The sequence below is a fragment of the Prochlorococcus marinus XMU1402 genome (assembly GCF_017696205.1).
GTDB classification, from domain to species: domain Bacteria; phylum Cyanobacteriota; class Cyanobacteriia; order PCC-6307; family Cyanobiaceae; genus Prochlorococcus_A; species Prochlorococcus_A marinus_AC.
On the sequence record NZ_JAAORD010000001.1, the window covers coordinates 1,017,483 to 1,039,076 of the forward strand.

A 21,594-nucleotide genomic window follows, 5' to 3' on the forward strand; every position below is an offset into this window, starting at 1 on the left:
CTATGAAATAAATAAGGCTTATTTATATATGGTTGTTATTAATCAAATGAAAAATCTAAATTTTGGAGAAAATAACTCTCCAGAAATTAGTTTAAATAGTAATTTGAAAAGATGGTTTTCCAGAAATCTTGGATTGTGGAGATCTAATAGAACTTATTTTCTTGATGAAAAACAAAAAACTTATAATTTATGTATGAATATAAATATACAAGCTCTTGAAAATAAGTCCGAATGGGAGTCGCACTATAAATTCACATGGTATCCAGAAAAAAAATATGATTTTTTTGAGGAAAATCCCCAATTTAAAGAAACAGGAGAAATGCGTGCATTTTTGAAGGGACATCAACTGATGAGAGAAAATTTTTATTTAAGTAAGGATCAAGGGATTTCAAATATCAAGCAAGTCGATGAACATGAAATGATTTTTGAATCTTCCTATCATGACTGGTATATTCTTGAACATACAAGACTAGTAGATTTGGATAACTATAGATACAGGGTTATATATTCATGGAACAAAAATAAGCTAAAAATAGTGGAGAACCATCATGAAATTAGAATTATTAAGTAAGAACTTTCATAAACTAAAAACCAAAAATAAAAATGTTATGTTAATAAAAAAAGTTGTGTATTAATGGGTATTTATTTTCAATCAAAAAAGTTTTTAAATTTATTAAATTTTCCCTTAATTCTTTATCTAATTTTTTGCGAAATAAATATTTTGAACAAGAGATTATATGCAAATACAAAACCTCCCGCTTCAAAAGAAGATGTCTTTTTATATAAACAAATGGGGGCCTCTTTCCTCTGCAAATCTATTAATGACAAAATAGATTTTGACTTCAACAAATCTTTTGCCGTTTCAACATATACATTTGCGGAAGTTATTTTTTCTAAACATGGTAATTTAATTCAAGAAGCAGGTAATGAAAAATTAACGACACAAAGAGTTCTTTATATTGGAGAGATTGAAATTCTTAACAGCGCAATTAAAATTTGCCCAAAACAAATTCCCAATGATATTAAGAAAAAATTTGAAGAAACTATAAATAATCTAAAAAAACAAAATAAAAAAAAATAAGTAATATTAAATAATTATCTAAACATTGAACTAACTGAACTTTCTTCATGAATTCTCCAAATAGCTTCACCTAACATATTTGCCACAGATAAAACCTTTAACTGAGGAAAATTATTTTTAATAAGAGTGGGTATGCTGTTAGTAACAATTACTTGCTCAAATAAATCTCTAGTACTTAATCTTTCATAAGAAGGAGGAGAAAAAACTGCATGTGAAGCACAAGCGAATATTCTCTTGGCACCTTCTTTTTTTAATAAATTAGCACCAGAACAAATTGTACCTCCTGTGTCTATCATGTCGTCTATAAGAATAGCTGTTTTACCTTTAACTTCTCCAATGACTGTTAAACTTTCAGCAACATTATGAGCCGCTCTTCTTTTGTCAATTATTGCTAGAGGGGCATCATTCATTTGTTTTGCAAATGCTCTCGCTCTGGCAACCCCTCCAACATCTGGCGAGACAACAACTACTTCCTCTAAATTTAGAGTTTCTAAATAATCAATCAAAACCGGTGAACCGTAAATATGATCGCATGGTATATCAAAATAACCTTGTATTTGAGCCGAATGTAAATCCATAGCAAGTACTCTATCGACTCCAGATTTCTCTAGTAAATTAGCAGTAAGTTTTGCCGTTATGGACTCTCTTCCTGAAGTCTTCCTGTCCGCCCTTGCATACCCAAAATAGGGGATTACAGCCGTTATTTGCCTGGCAGACGCCCTCTTGCAGGCGTCAACCATAATCATGAGTTCCATTAAACTATCGTTTACTGGAGCGCATGTGGGTTGTATTAGAAAGACATCGCAACCTCTTATAGATTGCTGTATCTGAACATAAAGTTCTCCATCAGCAAATCTCTTAGATATTAAGGGTACATTTTCAATACCTAAGTATGATGCAATTTCTCCCGCTAATTTAGGATTTGTTGTTCCACTTACAAGCCTTAATCTACTGTTAGTTAGATTAAAGTCTGATTCCTTATTCTGCACTGCCGTGATAAAACTCGTCACGAAATTAGCACTATAAAACTATATCCTCATCGTAGTCGTTTATGTGAATTTGGCAAAAGATTAATAACTAGATCTTTTTAAAAGTCACATCTCTTTAGCAAAATATAAAATAAAGGTTATCTAAAATTTAGAATTTATTTTTAATTGAGTAAAAAAGTACTTGGGATTATTTGTCAATTAAAAAGAATTTGTATATGGTGGATTTTAGAGAATTAATATTAATTTAATTGTAAAGAATCAAAATATAATTAAAAAGATGCCCTTACAAACAGTTTTTACCAAAAAATCATTAGGCATACTTTTGCATCCGTCATCAATACCCGGAGGTTGTGGATGTGGGACTTTTGGTAAAGGGGCTAAAGAATGGATAAAAAAGCTTAATGAACATGGTATTGAATACTGGCAATTTTTGCCTCTTACACCCACTGACTCTACTGGCTCACCTTATAGTTCTCCATCTACTTTTGCGCTTAACCCATGGTTTCTTGATATTGATTATTTAATCGAGAAAGATTTTATATTCATTGCGAATAAAGAGGAGTTAGGCATTACAAATCAGAACAGGGATTATTTTGATTTTGATTTTGCAGATAACTTAACAAAAAAATTAGGTCTTCTCCTTTTAAAAGCTTGGAGTTCCCAATCTGAAGAGAGAAAACTTAATTTTCATGAATGGAGTATTAATAATTCATGGGTTGAAGATTATGCAATGTTTGCTGTTATTCGTGAGGAGTTCAATATGTTGCCTTGGTGGCAATGGCCTCATGAATTCAAAACAAAAAATAACAAGTTTTTAAATTCATGGTTTAAGAAAAAAAGTGAAGAGATTCTTATCAAGAAATTAATACAGTGGCATTTAGATGAGCAATGGAGAGATATTAAAGAATACGCTAAATCATTAAAAATTAAACTAATAGGAGATTTGCCCTTTTATGTTTCTAGAGACAGCGCAGACGTATGGAGTAATAAATCTCTTTTTTCAATTTTTAAAAATGGTGATTTAATCTTTCAAAGTGGGGTTCCACCCGATTATTTTTCATCAACTGGACAATTATGGGGAACCCCAACTTTCTTTTGGACTAAACATAAAAAGACTAACTTCGATTGGTGGAGAAAAAGATTTAAAAGGCAATTTGAACTTGTAGATTTATTGAGATTTGATCATTTCAGAGGGTTAAGTGGTTACTGGAGAGTTAATGGCACTTCTAAAACTGCAATTTATGGTAAATGGATAAACTCTCCTGGTAGAGAACTATTAAATAAATTAAAAAAAGATTTAGGGTCTGACTATTTACCAATTATCGCGGAGGATCTGGGAGTAATAACACCAGATGTAGAAAAATTGAGAACAAATTTTAAACTTCCTGGCATGAAAATATTACAATTCGCATTTGATGGTAATGAAGATAACCCATATTTACCTAAGAATATTGAAGGAGAAAATTGGGTTGTTTATACTGGTACTCATGACAATTCCACTTCCCTTTCATGGTGGGAGTCTTTAGACAATAACTCCAAAACAAGAATAAAAGATGAGTATAAATTTTCAGAAAATCCTTCATGGAGTTTAATAGAAATTGGCATGGGCACAAATGCTCATCTCTTTATTACTCCTCTACAAGATATATTATCCTTAGATGACTCAAGTAGATTAAATAAACCTGGTACTACAAAAAATAACTGGAAATGGAAGTTAAATCGTCCATTAGAAGAAATAGAAGATAATATTAGACTCTTTAGTGAGTTAGGAAATAATTTTGGGCGAACAGGATTATAGGGATTAATTTATTAATTATTTATCAATGATTTTATTTTCAATATTTTGAATTTCAATAACATTTACACTTAAAATAAAGTATCTCTTTAATATAAATAAAATTGTAATTAATAAAAGAAAATAAAGAAGACTCCCTTGCCAAGTATTTAAAAGATCAAATTTGCTTAATAGAAAATCTTTTTTTTCTTTCTTTATAGATTCCCTTTCTTTAGTTGCTTTTTCTACTAGTGTATTTTTTTTAAAAAATAAGCATTCCTCTAATTTAATTAATACAGATCTTATAAAAGGATACTTTGGTATATTTTTTGCATCGTTGTTTTCAATAGAATTTATTATTTGTTCTGGAATTTTTGAAATAAATGATAATTCTTGTACAGTAAGTTTTTGTTGGATTCTTGCTTCTTTTACTAACCTCGCAATTTCAATATACTGATCAATTAGCCCATTATTTAAGTCTTTATTAATTGAAGTTTTTTTATTAAAAAAAGATAGATTTTTCAAAATATTCATTACATGTTTATGACGTACTTGATTATCAATTTCCAATCGCCTTGCTCAAGATAATTAAATGAAATAATATTAAAATTAATTTTTTGAAAATTCAATTTTTTAGAAATTAATAGTTTATTTAATTTTAATCAATTAAGAATAATAATTATTAATTTATTTATTTTAATCAATTAAAGATTAAGAATTATAAGTTTATACCTTGTTATGAATCTAAAACTAAACTGGAGAAATAATATTTTGAACTGCACTCTTTGCAATATTCAAAGGGCTAAAAGTGTCTCTAATTAAACTAATAAGTTTTTTTGCTTCACTAAGTTCTATCTTTTCATCTTTAATAAGGCTTAATAGAAGACTTTTTCGAACTTCGGATCCTTTTTTACTAACAAATAGCTTCAATCCAGCATTGGCGACAGGTATTAGATCTGAATTAATATTCTTAGAGTCTTTAAACAAAATATTAAATAAGCTTTCAACTTTTTCTATTTGAATTCGACCTTGATTATCAAAAACAACTTCTAAAAGAATTTCCAAAATCTCATCAGAATTATCCGTAAGAAGTTTTTTAGCAATGTAAGGGTATGCGATTTTTAAAATTTTAAATTCCGGATCTAATCTTAGTGCTAAACCTTCTTGGCTTACCACTGCTCTTATTATTAATGCAAACCTACTAGGTACTCTAAATGGATAAGAATACATAAGTTTTGAAAATTTATCAGTTACATTTTTAAGATTAAAGTTTCCAACCTCAGCACCTAGTGATCCACCTAAAACTTCTTTTAAAGGTTCAACAAGTTTTTGAAGGTCTTGTTCTTTAGTTAAAAAACCTAATTTCTGGAAATCTTGGGCAAGAAGATAATATTCTTCATTTATTATGTGAACAATTGCCTTTATAAGAGTAAGTCTATCCGAGTTTGTGATTGTATCCATCATTCCGAAATCTACATAAGCTAGATTCCCACAATCTGCATTTCCTCCTTTGAGAGCAAACATATTTCCAGGGTGTGGGTCAGCATGAAAGTATCCATATTCAAATAATTGCTGCAGTCCACTGATTACACAAGTTTTTATAAAAGAAGCGGGTATTAAGTTATTTTTTTCTAATAAAGCCCTATCTCTTAATTTAACTCCATCAATCCAAGAGGTTGTGATAATCCTTTTGGATGAAAAATGTTTTTCCAATTTAGGAATAAATACATTAGGGTTGTCTTTGAATAAATTTGCAAACTTTAAAGCATTTAAACCCTCTTTTTCATAGTCAATTTCATCAAAAAGTGCTTTCCCAAATTCATCTATTATTTCTCCAATTCCAACACCTATATTTAATGGTAAAAATGGTGCAAAGAAAGTTGCTAAAAACCTTAAGATTACAACATCTCTTCTTATGAGAAAGTACAAATTTGGTCTTTGAACTTTAACCGCTACATAATTATTATTTTGTATTTTTGCTTTATAAACTTGCCCTAAGCTTGCTGAAGCAATAGGACTATTTGGGAACTCGACAAATAATTCATTTGCAGGCGCCCCAAGTTCCTCTTCAATAATTTTTAAAGCAATTTTGTGATCAAATTCTGGAAGATTATCCTGTAAGTTCGTAAGTTCTGTAAGCCAATCTTGTCTAACAAGATCTGGTCTAGTTGAAAGTGCCTGACCTAATTTTATAAAACAAGGTCCTAAATCTGTTATTACATCAAAAAGATATTTTGAAAGATTTTTTTGTACATTTTTGTTTTTACTGTTACCTTGAAAAAGTATTCTAAAAAAAAGAAAAATAAAGGTTAAAAGGATATATAAAACTCTCGGGATAAAAATCCATGGTCTCAATATCAACCAAATCAAGTCACCTTTTGCTGAATATTTCGAAAAAGATTTTTTCATTAAAGTTAAAAAATATCAAAGAAGAATACTTTCTAATTCATTCTATATGTGTCAATAATACTTTATGAGCATTTCATCTTTTCTAACTAAGAAGTTTTTGAAGTCACTGTTCTTTCCAGCACATAATAGAGGGGCCGCTTTACCTCAGAAATTGGTTAAATTATTAAAAAATCCCCCTGGATACTGGGATTTACCGGAACTACCAGAGTTAGGCTCACCAATATCCCAAAGCGGACTAATAGCAAAGTCTCAGAGAGAATTCTCGGAAAGATTCAAAACTAAGGGCTGTTTTTTTGGAGTTAATGGAGCCTCTGGATTAATACAATCAGCAGTAATTGCAATGGCAAATCCAGGCGAAATTCTATTAATGCCAAGAAATGTACATGTAAGTGTTATAAAAACTTGTGCGATGCAAAATATACTCCCAATATTCTTTGACTTAGAATCCTCATCAGAAACAGGCCATTACAAACCTTTAACTAAAAACTGGTTGGAAAGTGTATTTAAAAAAATAAATTTTAATGAAAAAAAAATTGCAGGAGTAATTCTTGTAAGTCCCTCTTATCAAGGTTATGCGGGTGATCTAGAGCCTTTAATAAATCTTTGTCATCAAAAAAATTTACCTGTTTTGGTTGATGAAGCTCATGGCTCTTATTTCCTTTTTTGTGAAAAACTTAATTTACCAAAATCCGCTTTACTATCAAACGCCGATTTAGTCGTTCACTCATTGCATAAGTCACTCAATGGTTTAACTCAAACCGCAGCACTTTGGTACAAAGGAAATCTAGTAAATGAGCATAATTTAATAAGGAGTATCAATTTATTGCAAACCACTAGTCCAAGTTCCTTATTACTTTCTTCTTGTGAAGAATCTATTAAAGATTGGCTTAATAAAAAAAGTTTTTTAAAATATCAAAAAAGAATTTTAGAAGCAAAAAGTATATACAAAAGATTAATCCAAAAGAATATACCTTTAATAGAAACCCAAGACCCATTAAAAATAGTAGTAAATACCTCTATGGTTGGGATCGATGGTTTTACTGCCGACAATTTTTTTTATAGAAATGGTCTTATTGCTGAATTACCAGAAATGATGACTCTCACTTTTTGTTTAGGATTTGCGAATCAAAAAGATTTTCTTAATTTATTTGAAAAGTTGTGGAGTGAATTACTATTAAAGACTAAAAGAATGAAAAGTTTAGAGGTGTTAAAGTCGCCCTTTAAATTAGTGCAAGCACCTGAAATTGATATTGGAGTTGCTTGGAGAAGTAAGACTCGAAAGATTCCTTTCTCACAATCATTAAACAAAATATCTGGAGATATTATTTGCCCTTATCCTCCTGGGGTACCTCTACTAGTTCCTGGAGAAAAAATAGATGCGAATAGGTTTAATTGGATAAAAAAACAAAGTTTATGCAACAAAGATCTGGTAAATTTTAATATAAGAGTTTTGTGAAAATAGAAATTTAATATGAGATTTAGAAGCGGATTACTAATAGGAATTTTTGGTTTAATTGTTGTTTTGTTAGGGGGGTGGGTTTTTGCACTAGCAACAGCCTTGCTTACTTATTTAGCATCATTGGAATTCTTTAGAATGGCAGAATTTAAAGGAATAAAACCAGCTACAAAAACTACATTATTTTCATCTTTTATTATTATAATTTCTACTTATTTTGAGAGCATAGGTCTGCTTGAAGGAGAAATATCAAATTCAATTTTGCCAATTTGTTCAGTTGGAATATGCACTTGGTTACTTTTGCAACCAAAATCTGGAACAATTTCAGATATTGCAGCCTCTATTTTTGGTTTATTCTATTTAGGTTTTTTACCTAGTTACTGGATTAAGTTAAGGGGATTAGAGTCCATGATAAAAAGTTCATATCAAGGCTTTATTTCTTTTGAAAACTTATCAAATACTACAGGTCTGCATTTAACTTTAACATCTTGTTTTTTAATTGTAGCTAGTGATATTGGGTCTTATTTCATAGGTAAGTCATTTGGAAAAACATCTCTTTCTCCAATATCTCCAAGCAAAACAATAGAAGGTTTAATTGGAGGGATATCCTGTTCAATTGTACTTGCAATATTTTTTGCATTTTTACTTAATTGGGACTATCCATTATTAATTGGCATATTATATGGAATTCTAATTTCTCTTATGGCATTAGTTGGAGATTTAATTGAATCAATGATGAAGAGAGATGCAAAAATAAAAGATTCAGGAACTTTTTTACCTGGACATGGAGGGATTCTTGACAGAATTGATAGTTACATCTTTACTCCATCTGTTTTGTATTACATTTTTATACTTATCAGGTATCTAAATTAATTATGAATTCTCTTATTCCAAAAAATAGTCTTGAATAATTTTACTTGATAATGATGGTAGATCTATATGAGGAAGATGGCCACAATTTTGCAACCCTACAAAATTTAATTTTTCAATTTTTCTTATATTTTTAATCTCTTTTTTTCCAAGAATGCGGTCATTTTCTCCGCATACTGTTTTAATTGGGATATTTTGAATAAATTTATGTGTTCCAGCAAAACCTCCACTTTTTGCAAACGATGCCAGCGAATTCCTCCATCCTTTACAACCTAGATGAATTGAAGCAATTTGCTCTTCCATTGCACCAACACATTTATCTGGATAAGCAAATGCTTGCCTACAAAGACTTTTTCTAACCTGCGGCAAACCTAGAAATGAAGCTCCTATTTGATTAAGAGGAAAAGGAATACTTTTAGATTCTCCGAACAATCCCGCGGGAGATAAAAGAATAATTTTATCAATAAAATGAGGCATTTCAAAAGCAAGTTTTAAAGCTGCTGAGCCTCCCATAGAAGCACCAATAATTTTTAGATTTTTTGTTATTTGTAAGGTCTTGAGGAGATCAATTAAATATGAAATTATTTTAGAGGCATTGTATTCATTTGTTGCACACCTTGGGCTAAAACCAAAACCTAAAAGATCAGGAACTATAACTGTAAAATTTCTTTTTAATGATTGATATATTCTCCTAAACTCTAAAAAACTGCTGTCAAAGCCATGTAGAAGAAGTATAGGTTCACCTTTTCCTCCTATAGCCACAGGGAATTTCAAAGAGTTCCAGTCTTGATTAAGTTTTATCCACTTAACATCATTTGCTAAATAAAGACCTAATGGATCTAAAAGAGAAATTTTAGCTCTCTCAAAAAAGTCAACATTTAAATCACTAAGTTGTTCCAAGCGGGTTTTAGTCAAAAAGAAAATTATATTTTAATTTTTTGACGTTCAAAATTGGCAATAACCTCAACTATATCCTGTTTATTAATTTTAAAAGGCAAAAAGTGAATCTCAGATTTTTCTCTACAAGTAAAATCAGCTATTTTATCTAAATTGTTATTTTCAAAAACATTTATCCCAAGTTCAGCAATAGTAGTTGGCAAATTCAATGCTTTCATAAGTATCAACAATTGTTTAATTGATTGATCAGCTAATTTATTATTATTCTTCATTTGTTCTAGTTTCAACTGTAATAATATTCCAACACCAACAATCTCACCATGAAAAAATTTATTTGGGGTAATTATTTGTGTAATTGCGTTATGAATAGCATGCGCGGCTGCAGTCCTACACTTTTCTCCACCAATCCCGCCTACTAATCCTGCTGTAAGTCCACACGCTTCAATAGTTTTTCGCCAAGATGGATTATTTTTGCATTCACCATTAAATGCTTTTTCACCGTCTATTAGAAGTTGATCTCTTAAAACTCTTGATATCTGAATTGCTTGCTGAACAAGGCCATCATCAATTGTTGAACTTGTTGTTGAGGATTCATACCACTTTGCCAGGGCATCCGCTATGCCACTTGCTAGTGTTCTTAATGGAGCTGTTTGAATAAATTTATGATCATAAACTAAGACTTTTGGACAAGATCTTAATGCAACATCTTTTATGAATTGGCCATTTTTTGTGTAAATATTAGATAAAGCTGTCCAACCTGCACATGTAGAAGCGCTAAGAGGAACTGTAATACAAGGGATATTAAGATTATCTGCTATAAATTTACCAGAATCTAGAACTTTGCCACCTCCTGCTGCGATAACAGAATCATGATTATTTTTTAAAATAATTTTCTTAATCCTCGAAATATCTTCATAACAACAGTCAAATTGCAAATTAGCAGAATTAACATTAAGATTTTGATTTTTTAAATCTATAAAAATTTTTTTTCTCAAAAAAGAAGTATGAAAACTTCTGCCTAGAATTAATGGACTTTTAACAAATTCGGAGATTTTAGGTAAAGATGTTTCCCATGCATCATTCCCTCTAAATATTATTTCTGGAGAGATTGATTGCATATTGACTTTAATTAATTAGAAGTTAGCACTAGCTAGTTCTTGAGGAGATTCTTCAGAAGAAATATTTATTGTAACTTTTTTATTTTCATCTATATCAACCAAAGCTTTGTCTCCATCCTTAATTCTGCCCGACAGAACTTCTTCAGCTAAACTATCCTCTAGTAATCGCATGACAGCCCTTCTTAGAGGCCTTGCTCCATAAGAGGGGTTATAGCCTTCTTCGACAAGTCTTTCCTTAAAAGCATCAGTTACACTTAATTTAATTCCCTTATCTTGCAATCTAGCAAAAACTTCTTGCAGCATAATTTCGGCAATTTCTTTAACCTCATTTTTAGATAATTGCCTAAATACAATTATTTCATCAAGTCTATTTAAAAATTCAGGTCTAAAATATTGCTTAAGTTCTTCATTAACTAAAGATTTAATTCTATTGTATTGGCTATCTTCCACAGAATCACCGGAAAACTCAAATCCTAATCCACCACCACCTTTCTCAATTACTTTTGAACCAATATTAGAAGTCATTATTAGCAAAGTATTTTTAAAATCTACAGTTCTACCCTTAGAATCTGTTAATCTGCCGTCCTCAAGAAGTTGCAATAATAAATTAAATACATCTGGATGAGCTTTTTCTACTTCATCAAATAAGACAACAGTATAAGGTCTTCTTCTAACCGCCTCTGTAAGTTGACCACCTTCATTAAAGCCAACATATCCTGGAGGTGAACCTATGAGTTTACTAACTGTATGTCTCTCCATAAATTCTGACATATCTAATCTAATCATTGCCTCTTCGCTACCGAAGAAATATGATGCCAAAGATTTAGTCAATTCAGTTTTACCCACACCAGTAGGGCCGGAAAAAATAAAACTTGCAATAGGCCTATTTGGATTTTTCAAACCAACCCTTGCTCTTCTAATTGCTCTAGAAACAGCTTTTACAGCCTCATCTTGTCCAATTAGTCTTTGGTGAAGCGTTTCCTCCATATTTAGGAGCTTGACTGATTCTGTTTCAGTTAACTTTTGAACAGGTACACCTGTCCAAGATGCAACAATATGAGCTACATCCTCTTCACTAACCATAGGGCTATGTAAAAGTTTTGATTCATTTTTTTCTGAGTTTGTATTCGTAATAGATTCTTCCTCAGCAGTAGATCCTTTAATATTTTCTAGTACTTCTTTTATTTTTGCAGACAATTCCATCTCTTTTTCTCTTAATTGACCCGCCTGATCAAAGTTTTGGTCTCTTACAGATTCTTCTTTTTGTTTTTGAATTTGCCTTAATTCCTTATCAATTTGTTTAGCTTCGGGCGGAAGTTTAGAATTTATTAAGCGCACTCTACTTCCTGCCTCATCAATAAGGTCTATAGCCTTATCAGGCAAAAATCTATCAGAAATATAGCGATCACCTAGGTGTGCTGCAGCTTCTAAGGCATCATCAGTAATTTTAAGGCGATGATGTTGTTCATAACGCTCTCTTAGACCTTTTAAGATTTCGATTGTGTCTTCTATAGATGGTTCTCCAACCATCACAGGTTGGAATCTTCTCTCTAGAGCAGCATCTCTTTCGATATGTTTTCGATATTCATCGAGTGTTGTTGCTCCAATACATTGAAGTTCTCCACGGGCTAATGCTGGTTTTAGAATATTAGCTGCGTCTATAGCCCCTTCAGCGGCTCCAGCACCGATTAATGTATGTACTTCATCTATAACAAGAATTACATTGCCGGCAGATTTAATTTCTTCCATTATCTTTTTTAATCTCTCTTCAAATTCTCCTCTATATTTGGTCCCAGCTACTAAAAGTCCAATATCAAGAGTTAAAACTCTTTTATCTTCGAGGATGTCAGGGATATCTCCTAATTGGATTCTTTGAGCCAAACCTTCTGCAATAGCCGTTTTTCCTACTCCAGGTTCCCCAATAAGAACGGGATTATTTTTAGTCCGCCTACCTAATATTTGGACTACACGATCAATCTCTTCAAAACGTCCAACAACTGGATCGAGTTTTGCTTCACTAGCTAATTTTGTTAAATTAGTTCCAAATTCATCAAGAGTAGCAGTTTTTAGATTGCCCTTATTTGAATTAGCTCCACTTCCGACTTCAGCAGTTTCGCCTAACATTCTTATGACTTGGGTTCTCACTTTAGTAAGGTCAATACTAAGATTTTCAAGGACTCTTGCAGCTACCCCTTCACCTTCTCTTATTAAGCCTAACAAAAGATGTTCAGTCCCTATGTAGTTGTGACCTAATTGACGAGCCTCTTCAAGTGATAATTCTAAAACTCTTTTAGCCCTAGGGGTAAAAGGTATTTCAACAGCTACAAAACCTGAACCTCTACCAATTATCTTTTCTACTTCAATTCTCGAATCTTTTAAATTAACTCCCAGTGATTTAAGAACCTTAGCTGCAACACCAGTACCCTCTCCTATTAAACCTAGTAAAATTTGTTCAGTTCCAACGAAATTATGGCCAAGTCTTCTTGCTTCCTCTTGGGCAAGCATGATGACCTTTATAGCTTTTTCTGTAAATCTTTCAAACATCAGAAGATTGTATTCCTAGTAATAACCTACCAGTTATATGTCAGTTTTGTGTTCAGAATGAGCTTTTGTGAATACCCAAAAATATATTTTATTGAATTAAATTTTGCTTTTTTAGTGATATAGCAATAAATTATAGTAATTTCAGTCATTCTGGTTATCCGCACAATTAAATCTTTCAATTATTTACTTGTTAATTTTTTTTCTTTTAGGAGAGCATCTGAACCATCCTTATAATAATTTCTTCTAATTCCTACAGTACAAAAATCAAAGCGACTATAAAATTTGTCTGCTATTGAATTATTATGAGAAACTTCCAAGATTAATCTGCTTAAATTTAAATTTTCACATTCTTTAATTAAATTATCCATAAGGTAGGTTCCAAACCCTTTTTTTCTATATTTATGGTTTACAACAAAAAAATTTATTTGAGCTTCATCACAAACCACATGAAAAACGCATATTCCTATAACTAGATTTGAAAGTAATATCCCAAAAACTTTTATACCTTTTTTTTTAAACTCTTTAGCCCATTGTTTTTTGCTCCATAAAGCAATGGTATTTGAATCTAATTCATAACATAAATCAATATCATTCTCATATATCTGTTTAATCGATAACATTTTATAATGAAAGAATAGTCAAATAAACTTGAATTAAATGTCATTATAAAATATGACGATTTTAGAATGACTTTATTTTAGAGTTTTCCCATGGAAGAAAAAAAATCCTTTTTAAAACAAAAGATTGATTTCAACAGTCCAAATAAAAATATAGTACCTATCACTACATCCATTGGAAGTGATGGAAAGTTATCAGTTGGTGGATGTTCAATAGAAGAATTAGTTAACAAGTATGATTCTCCTCTTTATATTCTAGACGAAGTAACTCTAAGAAACTCTTGTAGAGCATACAAAAAAGCATTAGAAAAGTATTACCCAGGGAAATCTCTTCCCATATATGCCTCCAAGGCTAATAGTTCAATCTTCATGAGTAATCTAATTTCTTCAGAAGGTTTAGGTCTTGATGCGGTTTCAGAAGGAGAACTATTAACGGCGCTTAAAGGTGGGGTACCTAATGAAAAAATTGTCTTCCATGGTAACAATAAATCAGACAAAGAAATTGAGTTTGCTGTAAGAAATAATATTAGAATAATTGTAGATAATGATTATGACTTAGAAAGATTAGAGCAAATCTCAACTGCATTTAATAGTGATTTAGAAATAATGGTTCGCTTTACTCCTGGGATTGAATGCCATACGCATGAATATATAAGAACAGGATCATTTGATAGCAAATTTGGTTTTGGAATTGAATATTTAAATATTTTATTTGAGAGAGTCAGCAAGACAAAACATCTTAAATTAAAAGGATTACATGCACATATTGGGTCACAGATTTTTGAACTAGACCCACATAAAGATCTAGGCGAAATAATGGTGAATGTCATTCTAGACGCCAAAAAATTTGGCCATGATATTCAAAAATTGAATGTAGGTGGAGGTTTAGGCATTAAATATACAGAAAAGGACGATCCCCCTTCAATTGATGAATGGGTGAAAACAATTTCTACATCTGTTATTAAAGCTTGTAAAAAACACAGCCTAGCTTTACCTACTTTGATGTGTGAGCCAGGAAGATCAATTGTATCCACAGCAGGAATAACAATTTACAAAATTGGGGCGTTTAAAGAAATACCTGGGATCAGAACATATTTGTCTGTTGATGGTGGGATGAGTGATAATCCAAGACCGATAACATATCAATCAAATTATTCCGCTTGTTTGGTAAGTAATCCTTTTAACATAAATTCCAAAAATAAATATACTATCGCTGGTAAACACTGCGAATCAGGAGATGTGTTGTTTAAAGAGATAGAACTAGCTAATTGCAAAACAGGAGATCTCATATGTGTTTTTGGTACTGGTGCTTACAATAACTCAATGAGTTCTAATTACAACAGAATTCCAAGACCTGCTGCTCTATTGGTTTCTGATGGTGAAGCAGAAATTATCCAAAAAAGAGAAAGTCCGTTGGATCTTTTAAAATACGACGTCTTACCTGATCGCTTTCTTAAACAAAATTAGGTACATTTAGATTAATTTTGTTTTTAATGTGAATTTCTGGGGGATCATAAATTTAAAGCTTTTATTAGATGTCTTATTCGCTGTAGGTTTTGGACTTTTATTATTTTCTAGAGTTAAAGAACAGAGAACTTTATGGCTTTTAAGGGGATATTTGTTTTTAGTTTCATCAGCTTGGTTTATTCAAAGATATGCATATCTTCCATTAACATCAAAATTAATTGATGCTGCAGTCCTCGCATGCTCTCTCTCTTTAGCGATACTTTGGCAAGGAGAGCTAAGAAGGTTAATGGAATTGTTAGGTACTGGTAGGTTAGCTGTATTACTAGGAAATCCACCAAAGGAATTCAGAGCAACATCCACTACTATTACTCAGTTAGTTGATACTGCAGGTAAACTCTCTCAGAATAGGAGAGGTGCTTTAATCGTTGTGGATTTGGGGAGTGATTTAAGGCCTGAAGATTTCTTGTATTCAGGGACAAATATTGAGGCGCAACTATCAACTGAACTTTTAATAAATCTTTTTGCAACAGATACACCGCTGCATGATGGAGCAGTTCTTGTGAAAGGTAATAAAATAATATCTGCAGGTGTAATACTTCCACTCTCGCGGCAAGGAATTAGCAGATACGGTACAAGACATTTGGCTGCATTGGGAATTACAGAAAGATTTGATAGATGCATTTGTATTGTTGTTTCTGAAGAGACAGGTACGTTATCATTAGCAAATCAGGGAAAACTTGAAAGGCCAATTACTAGCAGTAGGTTACAAGAACTTCTTGTGAATTTAATAGGGAATCAAAACTCTATGGGAACTAATAAACCATCTTTAAGTAAAAATTCTTTGTCCCAAAAGACAAATACAAGTGATAATATTATTGATGAAATTAATGAAAAAGAGTCCAAAAAATCAGAAATCATTACCACTAAAAGGGACTAGAAAATGAGATTAGGAAAATTAATAGACGATAAAATTAATGATTTATTAATAAAAATAGACATGCAAAAAGTACCCAATCATGTAGCAATAATTATGGATGGCAATGGGAGATGGGCCACTGGAAAGGGTTTACCTCGATCATTTGGGCATAAACAGGGGGTTATTGTATTAAAAGAAATTCTCAAAGCTGCAAAAAATTTAGGTTGCAAAATAATTACTGTTTATGCTTTTTCAACTGAGAATTGGACAAGGCCAACAAAAGAAGTTGAATTTCTCATAAATCTTTTTAGCGAAGTTTTAAAAAATGAAATTAAAGAGATACATGAAGAATCAACAAAAATAAAATTTATTGGAGATTTAACTCCTTTTCCAAAAAATTTAAAAGAAATAATCTCTAGTTCAGAATCTTTAACTAAAAACAACAATAAATTTTTATTCAATGTTTGTGTTAATTATGGAGGTAGGCAAGAAATAGTAAAAGTTGCAAAACAATTAGCACTAAAATCTTCTTCCGGAGAAATAAAGCCAAATGAAATTGACGAAAAATTATTTGATTCAGAGCTACTAACTGGAGGTATTAAGGATCCAGAATTACTTATAAGAACTAGTGGCGAAAAGAGAATAAGTAATTTTCTATTATGGCAACTAGCATATTCAGAAATTTATATATCTGACGTACTTTGGCCTGATTTCAATGAGTATGAATTTCTTAAGGCAATAATTGATTACCAATCAAGGAATAGACGTTTCGGCGGTATAGAATCATTACCAAATGAATCTTTAAAAGATTCTCAATGTTCTTCCTAACAAAAATGACTAATGCGAATAATCATCAGTTAGATAACGAATTTAGATTTGATTGGGAAAGACAAGAAATTCTAGAAATACTTAATAAACCTCTGATCGATTTAATGTGGGAATCACAAATCGTTCACAGAAAATTCAACAAATACAACATTCAATTAGCATCGTTGTTCAGCGTAAAAACTGGTGGTTGCGAGGAAAATTGTTCGTATTGTAGCCAATCAATTTATAGTGCTAGCGAAATCAAAAGTCATCCACAATTTCAAGTTGAAGAGGTTTTAAAAAGAGCCCAAATAGCAAAGAATGAAGGTGCAGATAGGTTTTGTATGGGTTGGGCATGGAGAGAAATTAGAGATGGGAAATCTTTTAATGCAATGTTAGAGATGATTAGCGGTGTGAGAGATTTAGGAATGGAAGCATGTGTTACAGCTGGGATGCTTACAGAAGAACAAGCTTACAAACTAGCTGATGCAGGTTTGACTGCGTATAACCACAATCTTGATACTAGTCCTGAGTATTATAAAAATATTATTACGACTAGAACTTATCAAGACAGACTAGATACTATCAAAAGAGTAAGAAATGCAGGAATAAATGTTTGTTGTGGAGGAATAATAGGTTTAGGTGAAACCAATGGCGATAGAGCATCTCTTTTGGAAGTGCTTTCAAACATGAATCCACACCCTGAAAGTGTTCCTATAAATTCATTAGTAGCTATTGAAGGTACTGGTCTAGAAGATAATAAAGAAATTGATTCTATTGAGATGATAAGAATGATAGCTACAGCCAGAATTCTTATGCCTAAGAGTAAAATAAGATTAAGTGCAGGTCGAGAAAAGCTCTCAAAAGAAGCCCAAATTTTATGTTTTCAATGTGGTGCAAATTCAATTTTTTATGGAGATGAGTTACTCACAACTTCAAATCCATCTTTTCAATCAGACAGAAAACTTCTTAAAGAGGTTGGAGTATCATTTAATAAAGATTTTGAAAGTAGTAAAAAAACATTATCTTCTTTATGAAAGGCAAAATTTATAAAATAGTTTCTCTTTATTCTTTTTTCCCATTTCAAGAAAACTTAATTATTGATCTCAAAAATAAATTATTAGAAATTGAAAATGAAAACGATCTCTCAGGCTTATTAATCTTGGCAAGTGAAGGAATTAATGGAACTATTTGTGCTAAGAAAAATGTAATTGATATTGTTATCAATTTACTTAACAATTATACAGAAAATAAAAATTTGAATATGAAAGTAAACTTTTCAGAAAAGAAAGTCTTCAAAAAATTAAAAATAAAAATCAAGAAAGAAATAGTTACCATGGGTGTCCATGAAATAAATCCTCCAGAAAATAATGGGACCTATATTGACTCAGCTGATTGGAATAAGTTAATTAAAAATCAAAATACAATAGTCATCGATACTAGAAATCATTATGAGGTTTCTATAGGTACATTTCAGAACTCTATAAACCCAAATACAAGAAACTTTAGCGAATTCCCCAAGTGGGTAGATGATCATTTAGATACCCTCTTAGAAAATAAAGAGTCTTCAAATATAGCTATGTTTTGTACCGGAGGAATTAGATGTGAAAAAGCTACTAGTTTGCTGAAAAAGAAAGGTTATAAAAACATATATCACCTACAAGGGGGCATCCTTCAATACCTTGATGATATACCAAAAGAAAAAAGTTTATTTGAAGGTGAATGTTATGTTTTTGATAAAAGAGTTGCTTTAAATCAAGAATTAGAAAAAGGCTCCTACTCGATTTGTCATGCATGTGGAATGCCAATTTCAATTCAAGATCAAGAAAGAAAAGAATATAGAAAGGGAATCCAATGTCATTTCTGCATAGATCAGTTCAGTGATGATGATAGGAAAAGGTTTGAAGAAAGACAAAAACAGATCGATAGATTAAAAGTGGAAAATCATAAAATCCATAAGTATTAATTTTCAAAAATCATGAGAGTTGAAGAATTAGAAAAATTAGCAGGTACCATTGGATTATTAATTAAAATTCAAGTTAGAGAAACTCTAGGATTATGTTTATTTAGAATCGTTGTAGCAGATCAGAAAGATAACATCATTAAGATTTGGGCCGAAATGAAAGGTTGGACTTATTTAAATAAACAAGGTATTCAGCTTGATACATTAAGAATCCTTAGTAAAGCTCCCGCTTTTGTTTCAGAATTAATATGGGCAACAACTATGGCTTGGGCAATTGAAAAAAAATCAAGCAACAAAGCAAGGCTTTTAGCGATTTTTGATAGTGAAGGTTATAGTAAAAAACTTGTAAGATATTTCAAGTTAATAGGCTTCAAAATTGTGAAAGAAGTTGGTTCTAGCCCAGAAGATCTTTTATTAAGATTGGTCTGGGGAGGTGCAGGCACACTTATGAACGGGGAATGTAATTACATATTGAAAAAACTTGAAAAGAAACTTTCTTTAATTGAAGAAAGTTAACCCGCATGATAACTACTTCTAACTAAAGGGCCAGAAGATACTTTCTTGAATCCCAATTTCTTAGAGAAGCGATATAAATATTCAAACTCTGATGGATCCCAATATTTCTTAACTGGTAAATGGTTGAATGAGGGCCTTAAATATTGGCCGATTGTAATTTGATCACAATCTATTTTTTTAAGATCAGAAATTGTATTTTTTATTTCATCCAATGTTTCCCCAAGGCCTAACATTATGCCTGATTTAGTTTGAATATGAGGAGCAATATCTTTTGATTTTTTTAGTAAACTAAGAGACTTCTTATAATTTGCACCTCTCCTAACTTCTTTTTGCAGTCTTTCAACAGTTTCAAGATTATGATTAAAGCATATTGGATCTTTTTCTAAAATCATCTTCAATCTCTCAGTTTGAAGGTTATTAGTTTCATCAAAATTTTTGCCCCCACCCCATAAATCAGGAGTTAAAACCTCTATTTTTATTGTTGAATCAATTTTTCTAATCTCATCAATTGTAGATATAAATAAATTTGCACCATGATCAGAGAGATCGTCTCTAGCTACTGATGTCAAAACTACATATTTCAAATTTAGTACTTTCACTGCTTCAGCGACTTGAGAACATTCATCAATATTGATAGAACTAGGTCTACCTTTATTTACCTGACAAAAAGCACATGAACGAGAACATATTGATCCACCCAGTAAGAAAGTGGCTGTTCCTGAGGCATAACATTCTGATCTATTTGGACATCTTGCTTCTTCACAAATAGTATGAATATTTGATTTTTTGATAAGTGTTTGAATTTTTTCAAATTCTGAAGCTTTACTAATAGGAAATTTAATCCAAGAGGGAAGTCTTAGGATTTTTTCTTTCTTGATTAGATTATTGTCTCTCATTGTCTAATTTAGTTTTGTTCTTCCTTCTAAAGCCCTTGCAAGTGTAACTTCATCCACATATTCAAGTTCACTACCCATTGGGAGGCCATATGCAATCCTCGTAACTTTAGTAAAAGGTGCTAACAATTTTCCAATATAAAGACTTGTTGTATCTCCCTCAACACTGGGGGTCAATGCCAATATGATCTCATCTATTTCAGACTTACTAACTCTTTCTACCAAGCTTCTTATTTCTAAGAGTTCGGGGCCAACAGAATCCATTGGGGATATTAAACCGCCAATAACGTGGTAAACACCTTTAAATTCTCTGGCGCGCTCCAAAGCAAGCAAATCTTTAGTTTCTGCTACTACACAGATTAGTTTTTGATTTCTTTCAGTATTTTTACAAATTTCACATTCATCTTCTGAAGTCAAATTGAAACATTTTTTGCAACGACCAACATTACTATGTGCTTCTAACAAAGCCTTTGAAAAATCTCTTATTGTACTTTCAGGTTGTTTTAAAATAAACAGGGCTAATCGTTGAGCTGTTCTTGGACCAATCCCTGGGAATTTCTCAAAATGACCAATTAATTTTGAAAGCGGTTTGGTATAAGTAATCAAAATCAAACTATTTCTAGGAATAATTTAGACGCAAAATTCTGAATTGCCATAATTGTTTGCTTTTAATGTCTTATTATGTTTTTAGTTAGCAATTTAAAACAACATGAAAAATATCAAATTTAATCCTTTCAAATATTTATTTTTGATTTTTTTGTGTTTAACACTGAGTGCTTGTAGTGGCGGACTAAATGCAGGATTAGAAGCTTATCAAAGTCCAGATGGAAGATATGCCTTTTTGTATCCAACAGGATGGACTAGAGTAAAAGTCGATGGAGGGCCTGAAATTATTTATCATGATCTAATAAATAGTAATGAGACCTTAAGTTTAGTCATTTCTGATGTAAATAAAGAGGTTCAATTAGAGCAATTAGGAAGCCCAAGTGAAGTAGGTCAAACATTAATTGATAAAGTCATTGCTCCCGAAGGTTCAGGTAGAGAGGTAAAACTTATAAATGCAAATAAGAGAGAAGCATCCAATCATATTTTCTACGATTTAGAGTATGAATTAAATTTAAATGAACAGGCCAGACACGAATTAGCTACTGTCGTAATTGATAGAGGAACACTTTACACTTTCGCTGTCGGAACAAATGAAGAGAGATGGAATAAAGTTGACGGTATGTTTAGTAATGTAATTGAATCATTTAACTTTTTAATATAGTTTAGAAATT

21 protein-coding genes are annotated in these 21,594 nt (G+C 31.5%); 12 read left to right on the forward strand and 9 right to left on the reverse strand.

Features of this window, described 5'->3' with window-relative positions; genetic code table 11:
• The first annotated feature begins 28 nt into the window (after positions 1-28).
• Entirely contained in the window at positions 29-571 is a 543-nt protein-coding gene (locus HA141_RS05885) for a hypothetical protein (RefSeq protein ID WP_209117786.1), read from the forward strand.
• A 150-nt stretch (positions 572-721) separates the two neighbouring features.
• Positions 722-1,081: a Villin headpiece domain-containing protein gene (locus HA141_RS05890; protein WP_209117788.1), complete on the forward strand. Its 360-nt coding sequence runs from the start codon at positions 722-724 to the stop codon at positions 1,079-1,081.
• 14 nt (positions 1,082-1,095) lie between these two features.
• Here HA141_RS05890 and HA141_RS05895 read toward each other — a convergent pair whose 3' ends face one another.
• A complete protein-coding gene (locus tag HA141_RS05895) occupies positions 1,096-2,091 on the reverse strand; it encodes a ribose-phosphate pyrophosphokinase (protein ID WP_209117790.1) in 996 nt (331 codons plus the stop codon).
• A gap of 226 nt (positions 2,092-2,317) precedes the next feature.
• Here HA141_RS05895 and malQ point away from each other — a divergent pair, with 226 nt between their 5' ends.
• Entirely contained in the window at positions 2,318-3,868 is a 1,551-nt protein-coding gene (malQ, locus tag HA141_RS05900) for a 4-alpha-glucanotransferase (RefSeq protein ID WP_373921810.1), read from the forward strand.
• A 15-nt stretch (positions 3,869-3,883) separates the two neighbouring features.
• Here malQ and HA141_RS05905 read toward each other — a convergent pair whose 3' ends face one another.
• Together HA141_RS05905 and HA141_RS05910 are read right to left on the reverse strand one after the other, a co-directional pair.
• Positions 3,884-4,414, reverse strand: coding sequence for a helix-turn-helix domain-containing protein (locus HA141_RS05905; protein ID WP_245157286.1), 531 nt, complete (start codon positions 4,412-4,414; stop codon positions 3,884-3,886).
• A gap of 180 nt (positions 4,415-4,594) precedes the next feature.
• Positions 4,595-6,253, reverse strand: coding sequence for an ABC1 kinase family protein (locus tag HA141_RS05910; protein ID WP_209117794.1), 1,659 nt, complete (start codon positions 6,251-6,253; stop codon positions 4,595-4,597).
• 64 nt (positions 6,254-6,317) lie between these two features.
• Here HA141_RS05910 and HA141_RS05915 point away from each other — a divergent pair, with 64 nt between their 5' ends.
• Entirely contained in the window at positions 6,318-7,709 is a 1,392-nt protein-coding gene (locus HA141_RS05915) for an aminotransferase class I/II-fold pyridoxal phosphate-dependent enzyme (RefSeq protein WP_209117796.1), read from the forward strand.
• Positions 7,710-7,724: 15 nt separating this feature from the next.
• On the forward strand, positions 7,725-8,582 hold the full coding sequence (locus HA141_RS05920) for a phosphatidate cytidylyltransferase (RefSeq protein ID WP_209117798.1): 858 nt from the start codon (positions 7,725-7,727) through the stop codon (positions 8,580-8,582).
• Positions 8,583-8,594: 12 nt separating this feature from the next.
• Here the strand turns inward: HA141_RS05920 and HA141_RS05925 are convergent, their stop codons facing one another.
• The 4 genes from HA141_RS05925 to HA141_RS05940 all read right to left on the reverse strand — a co-directional run bounded on the left by HA141_RS05925 (position 8,595) and on the right by HA141_RS05940 (position 13,758).
• Complete coding sequence (locus HA141_RS05925; RefSeq protein WP_209117800.1) at positions 8,595-9,494, reverse strand: alpha/beta fold hydrolase; 900 nt, start codon at positions 9,492-9,494, stop codon at positions 8,595-8,597.
• An 8-nt stretch (positions 9,495-9,502) separates the two neighbouring features.
• Positions 9,503-10,594, reverse strand: coding sequence for an iron-containing alcohol dehydrogenase (locus HA141_RS05930; protein ID WP_209117802.1), 1,092 nt, complete (start codon positions 10,592-10,594; stop codon positions 9,503-9,505).
• Between the two features lie 15 nt (positions 10,595-10,609).
• Positions 10,610-13,138, reverse strand: a complete 2,529-nt coding sequence (locus HA141_RS05935) for an ATP-dependent Clp protease ATP-binding subunit (protein ID WP_209117804.1) — start codon at positions 13,136-13,138, stop codon at positions 10,610-10,612.
• A gap of 179 nt (positions 13,139-13,317) precedes the next feature.
• Entirely contained in the window at positions 13,318-13,758 is a 441-nt protein-coding gene (locus tag HA141_RS05940; protein WP_209117806.1) for a GNAT family N-acetyltransferase, read from the reverse strand.
• Between the two features lie 90 nt (positions 13,759-13,848).
• Here HA141_RS05940 and lysA point away from each other — a divergent pair, with 90 nt between their 5' ends.
• Genes lysA through HA141_RS05970 form a run of 6 tightly spaced genes read left to right on the forward strand, consistent with a single transcriptional unit; the run spans position 13,849 to position 19,424 of the window.
• Positions 13,849-15,222: a diaminopimelate decarboxylase gene (gene lysA, locus HA141_RS05945; RefSeq protein ID WP_209117808.1), complete on the forward strand. Its 1,374-nt coding sequence runs from the start codon at positions 13,849-13,851 to the stop codon at positions 15,220-15,222.
• A 28-nt stretch (positions 15,223-15,250) separates the two neighbouring features.
• Positions 15,251-16,159 (forward strand): diadenylate cyclase CdaA, encoded by a 909-nt coding sequence (cdaA, locus tag HA141_RS05950; protein WP_209117810.1) that lies wholly within the window; start codon positions 15,251-15,253, stop codon positions 16,157-16,159.
• Positions 16,160-16,162: 3 nt separating this feature from the next.
• The gene (locus HA141_RS05955) at positions 16,163-16,966 is read left to right on the forward strand and encodes an isoprenyl transferase (protein WP_209117812.1); all 804 of its coding nucleotides are present in this window, start codon (positions 16,163-16,165) and stop codon (positions 16,964-16,966) included.
• A gap of 5 nt (positions 16,967-16,971) precedes the next feature.
• Positions 16,972-17,982: a biotin synthase BioB gene (bioB, locus tag HA141_RS05960; protein WP_209117814.1), complete on the forward strand. Its 1,011-nt coding sequence runs from the start codon at positions 16,972-16,974 to the stop codon at positions 17,980-17,982.
• The gene (locus HA141_RS05965; RefSeq protein WP_209117817.1) at positions 17,979-18,911 is read left to right on the forward strand and encodes a rhodanese-related sulfurtransferase; all 933 of its coding nucleotides are present in this window, start codon (positions 17,979-17,981) and stop codon (positions 18,909-18,911) included. The genes bioB and HA141_RS05965 overlap by 4 nt, the downstream gene beginning before the upstream one ends.
• A gap of 12 nt (positions 18,912-18,923) precedes the next feature.
• Positions 18,924-19,424, forward strand: a complete 501-nt coding sequence (locus HA141_RS05970) for a hypothetical protein (protein WP_209117819.1) — start codon at positions 18,924-18,926, stop codon at positions 19,422-19,424.
• Here HA141_RS05970 and lipA read toward each other — a convergent pair.
• Together lipA and recR are read right to left on the reverse strand one after the other, a co-directional pair.
• Positions 19,421-20,320, reverse strand: a complete 900-nt coding sequence (gene lipA / locus HA141_RS05975) for a lipoyl synthase (RefSeq protein WP_209117821.1) — start codon at positions 20,318-20,320, stop codon at positions 19,421-19,423. The genes HA141_RS05970 and lipA overlap by 4 nt on opposite strands.
• 3 nt (positions 20,321-20,323) lie before the next feature.
• Positions 20,324-20,923: a recombination mediator RecR gene (gene recR / locus HA141_RS05980; protein ID WP_025938485.1), complete on the reverse strand. Its 600-nt coding sequence runs from the start codon at positions 20,921-20,923 to the stop codon at positions 20,324-20,326.
• Positions 20,924-21,026: 103 nt separating this feature from the next.
• Between recR and psbP the strand changes: the two genes are divergently transcribed.
• Positions 21,027-21,584, forward strand: coding sequence for a photosystem II reaction center PsbP (gene psbP, locus HA141_RS05985; protein ID WP_209117824.1), 558 nt, complete (start codon positions 21,027-21,029; stop codon positions 21,582-21,584).
• The last annotated feature ends 10 nt before the right edge of the window (positions 21,585-21,594 follow it).

Bases quoted from the DNA above. Each gene is read 5' to 3' on its own strand.
- HA141_RS05885 (WP_209117786.1), top strand. From the start codon at position 29: ATGGTTGTTATTAATCAAATGAAAAATCTAAATTTTGGAGAAAATAAC.
- HA141_RS05910 (WP_209117794.1), bottom strand. From the start codon at position 6,253: ATGAAAAAATCTTTTTCGAAATATTCAGCAAAAGGTGACTTGATTTGG.
- HA141_RS05915 (WP_209117796.1), top strand. From the start codon at position 6,318: ATGAGCATTTCATCTTTTCTAACTAAGAAGTTTTTGAAGTCACTGTTC.
- HA141_RS05920 (WP_209117798.1), top strand. From the start codon at position 7,725: ATGAGATTTAGAAGCGGATTACTAATAGGAATTTTTGGTTTAATTGTT.
- HA141_RS05930 (WP_209117802.1), bottom strand. From the start codon at position 10,594: ATGCAATCAATCTCTCCAGAAATAATATTTAGAGGGAATGATGCATGG.
- HA141_RS05935 (WP_209117804.1), bottom strand. From the start codon at position 13,138: ATGTTTGAAAGATTTACAGAAAAAGCTATAAAGGTCATCATGCTTGCC.
- HA141_RS05940 (WP_209117806.1), bottom strand. From the start codon at position 13,758: ATGTTATCGATTAAACAGATATATGAGAATGATATTGATTTATGTTAT.
- lysA (WP_209117808.1), top strand. From the start codon at position 13,849: ATGGAAGAAAAAAAATCCTTTTTAAAACAAAAGATTGATTTCAACAGT.
- HA141_RS05955 (WP_209117812.1), top strand. From the start codon at position 16,163: ATGAGATTAGGAAAATTAATAGACGATAAAATTAATGATTTATTAATA.
- bioB (WP_209117814.1), top strand. From the start codon at position 16,972: ATGACTAATGCGAATAATCATCAGTTAGATAACGAATTTAGATTTGAT.
- HA141_RS05965 (WP_209117817.1), top strand. From the start codon at position 17,979: ATGAAAGGCAAAATTTATAAAATAGTTTCTCTTTATTCTTTTTTCCCA.
- HA141_RS05970 (WP_209117819.1), top strand. From the start codon at position 18,924: ATGAGAGTTGAAGAATTAGAAAAATTAGCAGGTACCATTGGATTATTA.
- lipA (WP_209117821.1), bottom strand. From the start codon at position 20,320: ATGAGAGACAATAATCTAATCAAGAAAGAAAAAATCCTAAGACTTCCC.
- psbP (WP_209117824.1), top strand. From the start codon at position 21,027: ATGAAAAATATCAAATTTAATCCTTTCAAATATTTATTTTTGATTTTT.